This window comes from Synechococcus sp. R6-5, from assembly GCF_047461775.1.
GTDB lineage: Bacteria > Cyanobacteriota > Cyanobacteriia > Thermostichales > Thermostichaceae > Thermostichus.
This window is the reverse complement of sequence record NZ_JANSHV010000162.1, coordinates 1-5,253: the sequence shown is the minus strand read 5'-3', so window position 1 is coordinate 5,253 and position 5,253 is coordinate 1. Positions and strand designations below refer to the sequence as shown.

Annotated in this window: 6 protein-coding genes and 1 pseudogene; 5 read left to right on the top strand and 2 right to left on the bottom strand. The window is 57.5% G+C overall.

Going from position 1 to position 5,253, the window contains the following annotated elements:
- Together NW818_RS09240 and NW818_RS09235 are read right to left on the bottom strand one after the other, a co-directional pair.
- Positions 1–211: pseudogene (locus NW818_RS09240) on the bottom strand (cysteine hydrolase); the annotation flags it as partial.
- Positions 212–229: 18 nt separating this feature from the next.
- The gene (locus tag NW818_RS09235) at positions 230–1,198 is read right to left on the bottom strand and encodes an isopenicillin N synthase family dioxygenase (protein WP_414424384.1); all 969 of its coding nucleotides are present in this window, start codon (positions 1,196–1,198) and stop codon (positions 230–232) included.
- A 593-nt stretch (positions 1,199–1,791) separates the two neighbouring features.
- Between NW818_RS09235 and NW818_RS09230 the strand changes: the two genes are divergently transcribed.
- The 5 genes from NW818_RS09230 (at position 1,792) to NW818_RS09210 (ending at position 5,214) form a co-directional block, all read left to right on the top strand.
- Positions 1,792–2,262 carry a hypothetical protein gene (locus NW818_RS09230; RefSeq protein ID WP_414331929.1) on the top strand — a complete coding sequence of 157 codons (471 nt, stop codon included), beginning with the start codon at positions 1,792–1,794 and terminating at the stop codon, positions 2,260–2,262.
- 151 nt (positions 2,263–2,413) lie between these two features.
- On the top strand, positions 2,414–3,496 hold the full coding sequence (locus NW818_RS09225) for a leishmanolysin-related zinc metalloendopeptidase (RefSeq protein ID WP_414424383.1): 1,083 nt from the start codon (positions 2,414–2,416) through the stop codon (positions 3,494–3,496).
- A 114-nt stretch (positions 3,497–3,610) separates the two neighbouring features.
- Complete coding sequence (locus NW818_RS09220; RefSeq protein WP_414342915.1) at positions 3,611–3,889, top strand: hypothetical protein; 279 nt, start codon at positions 3,611–3,613, stop codon at positions 3,887–3,889.
- A 60-nt stretch (positions 3,890–3,949) separates the two neighbouring features.
- Positions 3,950–4,315, top strand: coding sequence for a hypothetical protein (locus NW818_RS09215; protein ID WP_011432431.1), 366 nt, complete (start codon positions 3,950–3,952; stop codon positions 4,313–4,315).
- A complete protein-coding gene (locus tag NW818_RS09210; RefSeq protein WP_414424382.1) occupies positions 4,315–5,214 on the top strand; it encodes a DMT family transporter in 900 nt (299 codons plus the stop codon). The genes NW818_RS09215 and NW818_RS09210 overlap by 1 nt, the downstream gene beginning before the upstream one ends.
- Positions 5,215–5,253: the final 39 nt, after the last annotated feature.

The following is a 5,253-nucleotide window of genomic DNA, read 5'->3' as shown; positions in this document are numbered from 1 at the left end:
GCGGGGCTCCTGCGATTTCTAGCTGACGACAGAAGTCCAGCAGTTCCTCCAGGGTGGGCACAATGGATCCCAGTTGGGTGACATCATTGCCCAACATTTCCCCAAAGCCGCCTGGTTCCAGGAAATCTCGCTGCATATCGATGATCACCAGGGCCAACTGAGACAGGCCGGGAACTTCATACTCGTAGGGCAAGGCCGGGATCCGAACCATAGAGACCCACAGTTGGGATCAATGCTGGGGCGGGGATCCTGCCTCGGCCAGGCCGATTTCCCTCAACCGCTGGGCCAAGTATTCTCCGGCAGTCAGGGAAGGAAACCGAGGGATCCCGCCGGTGCGGGCCACACAAGTCGGCAAGGGTGTGAGATCCACTTCTGCACGCGGATGCACAAAGAAGGGAATGGAAAAGCGGCGCTCTTGGGGGTTGTCGGGGTTGGTCACCCGATGGGTGGTGCTGCGCAGCAGGCCATTGGTGAGGTTTTGCAGCATATCCCCGGCATCGACAATGATCTGACCGGGCAGAGCCGAAATGGGCAGCCAAGATCCATCTCGTTGCAGAAGTTCTAGCCCTGGCGCGGTGGCTTCACACAAGAGCGTGATCAAGTTGATGTCTTCATGGGCTGCAGCTCGTAAACTCTGGGGAGGGGCTTCAGCAGGGATCGGCGGATAATGAATCACCCGCAAGAGATTGGCTCCTCCTTCCGCCGCTTTGGGCAGGTATTCGGCAGGCTCCCCCAGATACAGAGAGATTGCTTGCAACAGTCCCTGGGCACAGGTTTCCAATTGGGCGAACAGCTCTAGCATCACCCTGCGAAATTGGGGCACCTCCCGAGGCCAGATGTTGGCAGGAAGGTGGGGATCCCCTTCGCGCCCGATGTGCCAAAACTCTTTCATGTCAGGATAGGGATGATCTTTGGCGTGTTCTTTGCCGAAGTGGGTGTACCCTCGTTGCCCCAGCAGGGCCGGATCCTCATAGGCTCTCTTGGTCGGCTCTGGCAAAAGAAAAACCGCTTCTGCCACCTCATAGGCTTCCCGGATCAATTCCGGCGATAGGCCATGGTTGACCAAGGCAAAAAAGCCAATCTGCTGCAGGGCTTCCCCCACCTGGCGGACAAACTGCTCCCGCTCACCTGACGTTCCTTTCTGAAAGGCGGCAAAATCGACAACCGGCAGAGTCTGGCGTTGGGGAGTGGTTACCACGGCAAAAGTCGTCTCCGGCGAAGAGTCAACGCTATTTCTAGGCAGCGGGCTTGGTACCCTATGCTATCCTTCCTAAGAAGCCAAGGGGAGAGTTCTGAATCGAAGACGGTCTGTTCGGGGTTCATCTACAATATCTAGAGTCTAAAGCTGCTCAGCTACTTGCCTTCCCACAAGATGCAGGTAGAATCCTGCCGGACAGCCTCTGTCCCTTTTGTCTGGAGATTGCACCTTAGTAGCGATTAGTAGTGACCTGTGCCCTTTTCGGGAAGGCTGTGATAGAGTCGATAAAAGCAAAGTTATGACTGAGTTTTCCCCAAGAGCAGTTTGAGCGCTGGGTAGGCGAAATGGAGGGAGTTGTTCTGTTGTTGCAGTGGCTTAACTTGGTAAGGCAGGGCAGGCTACTTCTTCCCTCTTTAGCCGATTAAAGTTTTTGTGAAGTTAGGGATTAAGTTGGGGTCTCTGTTGCTTGTCAGCTATAACCGCGCCTAGAATTGCCGAGGATTGATGTTTCTGGAGATGGTTTGCAGACACTGTTGATGTTGCTTTCCTTTTGCCTACTCTCAATCTGTTGACCTTTCGAGACCGACTGCTCTATGACAGACACTCATCCCTGTGCCCCCTGTATTGTGAATACGGGAACTTTGGTGAACAAGCGGGATATTTACCGACTGCTATCCGATTTGGCCCGTGTTCGCTACTTTGATATCGTCGATGGCTCGGTACGGAAGCAGGGGGAAGGCTGCGTGGTGGATGTTTTTCAGGATCCCACTGCTGCCACACTGGTGGTAAACCGTAGCCTCTACTTAAATGTGAACAGCTTTGATTATGCCTGTCTGCGGGATCCCGCTTCCGAAGAAGAGATTGCCAACCTGGGCAAGGAGCAGCCGGGCGTGGTTATCGACTTGGTTCAGGACGGACGTATTCTGCGCTTGGTTCCCCTGGTGGAGCCGCGCTCGGATCCCGAGGAGCTCTTGGGGGATAACCAGGCGCTGCGGGCGGCGGTGGATGTTTTGGCTGCGGGCTGGGGCATAGAAGAGGAAAACTCTTCCGACTCCTCAGATTGAGAGATCCTGACCTGAAAATATAGACCTCCAAACCCATCTCTTCCTGGCCTTGAAGTTGACCGGTGCGGTGTGACGCAAATCATGCTCGGGAGGATGGTTGCAGCCGGTATGATCCAACTGGGCCGTGAGGCTCTTTGCGTTTGGGGGTGGTGTGAAGGTTTTTTCGGGGCAGCGACAGCTTCTGGGGAAAGTATGGGGTCTGCGTCTGCTTGGATCCCTGGTGGCTGTGCTTCTGGTACTGGTGCTCAAGGCTTGCGGCGGAAGTGGTGGTTCCTCTTCTGTAGGTGTCATTCCCACTCCCATTCCAACCGTCATTCCCACCTCTACTCCAACTGTCGTTCTCACCCCTACTCCGACTGTCATTCCTGCCCCTTTGCCCTCGCCAACGACTGCGCCTGCTTCCCAGTTCACCATTGACGTTCGCTTTCCCGACAACAGTCTCACCCCCACCCAGCAGTCGATCGTCCGCAATGCCGCTCTGCGCTGGCAACAGATCATCGTTGGTGACCAGCCGGATCTGCCCCCCACCACCATTCGGGCCGACGAATGCGATCGAGGGTTTCCCAGCACGCCACTCAATTTCCCCATCGACGATCTGTTGGTGGAGGTGCGGGCCAGAAATCTCGGCGACGAGCGAATTTTGGGGGGAGCTGCTCCCTGTTTTGTACGGGCCTCTAATGGTCTGCCTTTTTACTCCGTAGTTCTGTTCAACAGTCAAAATCTATCTGCCCTGGAAGAACGAGGGGATCTGCCCATTACTGCCCTGCACGAGTTGGGCCATGCCTTGGGCTTCTTGCCCATCGTCTGGGATCCCAAGGGGCTAACGGTGGGCTTGGTGGGACGGGATCAGCCTACGCCCCCTGGCTACGATCCCCGCTTCATCGGCCCCAGGGCGGTCAGCGCCTTCGCCACGCTGGGAGGAAACGCGCCCTCTGTTCCTTTAGAAAACGAGTTTGGGGAGGGATCCCGAGATTCCCATTGGCGGGAGAATGTCTTGGGCCGCGAGCTGATGACCAGCCGCATCGACCGGGGGGTAGCCAACCCCTTGAGCATTCTCACGGTGGGAGCAATGGCAGATATCGGCTATGAGGTGAATCCAGCAGCGGCGGATGGCTTTGCTTTGGGGCGCAGTAGAGGGATCCCTCAGCCTTTGGAACTGCAGGAGCTGGAGTTGATCCTGCCCCTACAGCGATTTGACGCCGAGGGCAGGCGGGTGGGGGATCCCCAGGCCTAAGAAAAGGAGTATATCTACTCATGGCCAAGATGCTGCTTCTTAACAATAATGAAGGTCAAGTTGTATAACTTCACAACTTCGACAATCTCTCACCTCATTTCTTTGCAATGAGCCATGGGTATCCTCAAAAAGCTTTTCGGCGGCCTGTTCTCCTTCTTCGGCATTCTCTTCGGCGGCTTGGTGGATTTTGTTACCGGGCCTTTTCGTCCTGCACCGGCTTCCCCCAGCTCTGCTCCGGTGGCTACAGCTGTTCCTGCCAACAAGCCCAAGGTGGTGGTGGAGAAGCCTTTTGTGCCCAATGAGATCTCGGCTCCGCGTCCTAACCGTCGCCCTGGCCCGGCTTTGGATGTGTTCCGGGCTATGGTTCAGGAGATCCCTTCGGCGCGGGCTTAGTCTGCCCATCTTCGGGAGCAGCTCGTAAGATGGAGGTGACACCGCTGGAGACTGCTCTCTATGTCCGATCTCTCTTTCTCAGAACAAGAACGGCTGAAACAGCTTGAGCGTGAACTGGAGCAGGCGGCTGCAGCCTCTCGGGAGTCGGGAACATCCGTTGCGTCTCGGGGGAAAAGTGCCGTTCGAGCTTGGATTGAGACTTGGGGGCGTCCACTGGTGACGGTCTTCGCCATTCTGGGCTGTATTCTTCTAGTTGGGCTGTTCTTCCGGGTTTTCGGCACTGTTCTCAGGTGGGCGGTGGTGGCGGGGTTGGGCTACCTGCTCTACGCCTGGGTGGTGGCACCGCGGCTGGGCCTTCCCACCGGAGCTAAGTCGAAGCCAGAGGACGGCGGTAGCGGTGCGGAGCACCATCTCGACAGCTTTTGATGGGCAGGGATCCCTGGCGAGCCTATGTTTACTTGGCGGCGGCCATCTTGGGCTGGGCTACGGCTGCCAGCGCTTTTAAATTTGGGTTGCAGCACCTGTCGCCGACGGTCTTGCTGATTTTTTCGGCATTGAGCTCTTGCTTGATCCTGGGGATCGTTTTGGTGGTTACAGGGCGGGCAGGGTTCCTCGGCAAGCAGAGGGGATCCCAAGTCCGCCTATCGGCCCTTCAGGGGCTGCTCAACCCCCTTGGCTACTATGGGGTGTTGTTCCAGGCTTATGACCGCCTGTCGGCTCAGGCGGCGATGGCTTTGAACTACACCTGGCCGCTGGTGCTGGCTCTTCTGGCGGTGCCGCTGTTGGGAGAGCGCTTTCGCTGGCGGCTGGTGTTGGCCTTGGGGGTGAGCCTGCTGGGAGTGGTGCTGGTGGCTACGGGGGGATCCTGGGGCACCTTGCAGGTGGAGGATCCCTGGGGGGTCCTGCTGGCGGTGGGCAGCTCTGGAATCTGGGCGCTCTACTGGCTGCTCAATGTGCGGGATGGGCGAGATGCGGTGCTGAAGCTGTTTATGGGGTTTCTCTTCGGCAGCCTCTATGGCCTGCTACTGCTGCCGTTTCAGGAGGTCTCTTGGACAGTTGCGGGGCTGGGTTGGGCGGCTTACATTGGTCTGGCGGAGATGGGCCTGACTTTTGTATTTTGGCTGCGGGCTCTGGAGTTGGCGGGCCACCGGGGATCCCTGGCCAACTGGGTGTATGTGACGCCCTTTTTGTCGTTGGGGTTGATTGCGGTGCTGTTGGGCGAGAGGATTGCGCTGGGATCCGTGCTGGGCCTGGGTCTGATTTTGGCCAGCAATCTGTGGGGATCCCATAGGGAAAAGCCCCCCGCGGATCCTGTTCTGTCCTGAGGCGGTTGCGTTCGCGCCAGCGGGACGGAGTCCTATCGC

Bases quoted from the DNA above. Each gene is read 5' to 3' on its own strand.
- NW818_RS09230 (WP_414331929.1), top strand. From the start codon at position 1,792: ATGACAGACACTCATCCCTGTGCCCCCTGTATTGTGAATACGGGAACT.
- NW818_RS09220 (WP_414342915.1), top strand. From the start codon at position 3,611: ATGGGTATCCTCAAAAAGCTTTTCGGCGGCCTGTTCTCCTTCTTCGGC.
- NW818_RS09215 (WP_011432431.1), top strand. From the start codon at position 3,950: ATGTCCGATCTCTCTTTCTCAGAACAAGAACGGCTGAAACAGCTTGAG.
- NW818_RS09210 (WP_414424382.1), top strand. From the start codon at position 4,315: ATGGGCAGGGATCCCTGGCGAGCCTATGTTTACTTGGCGGCGGCCATC.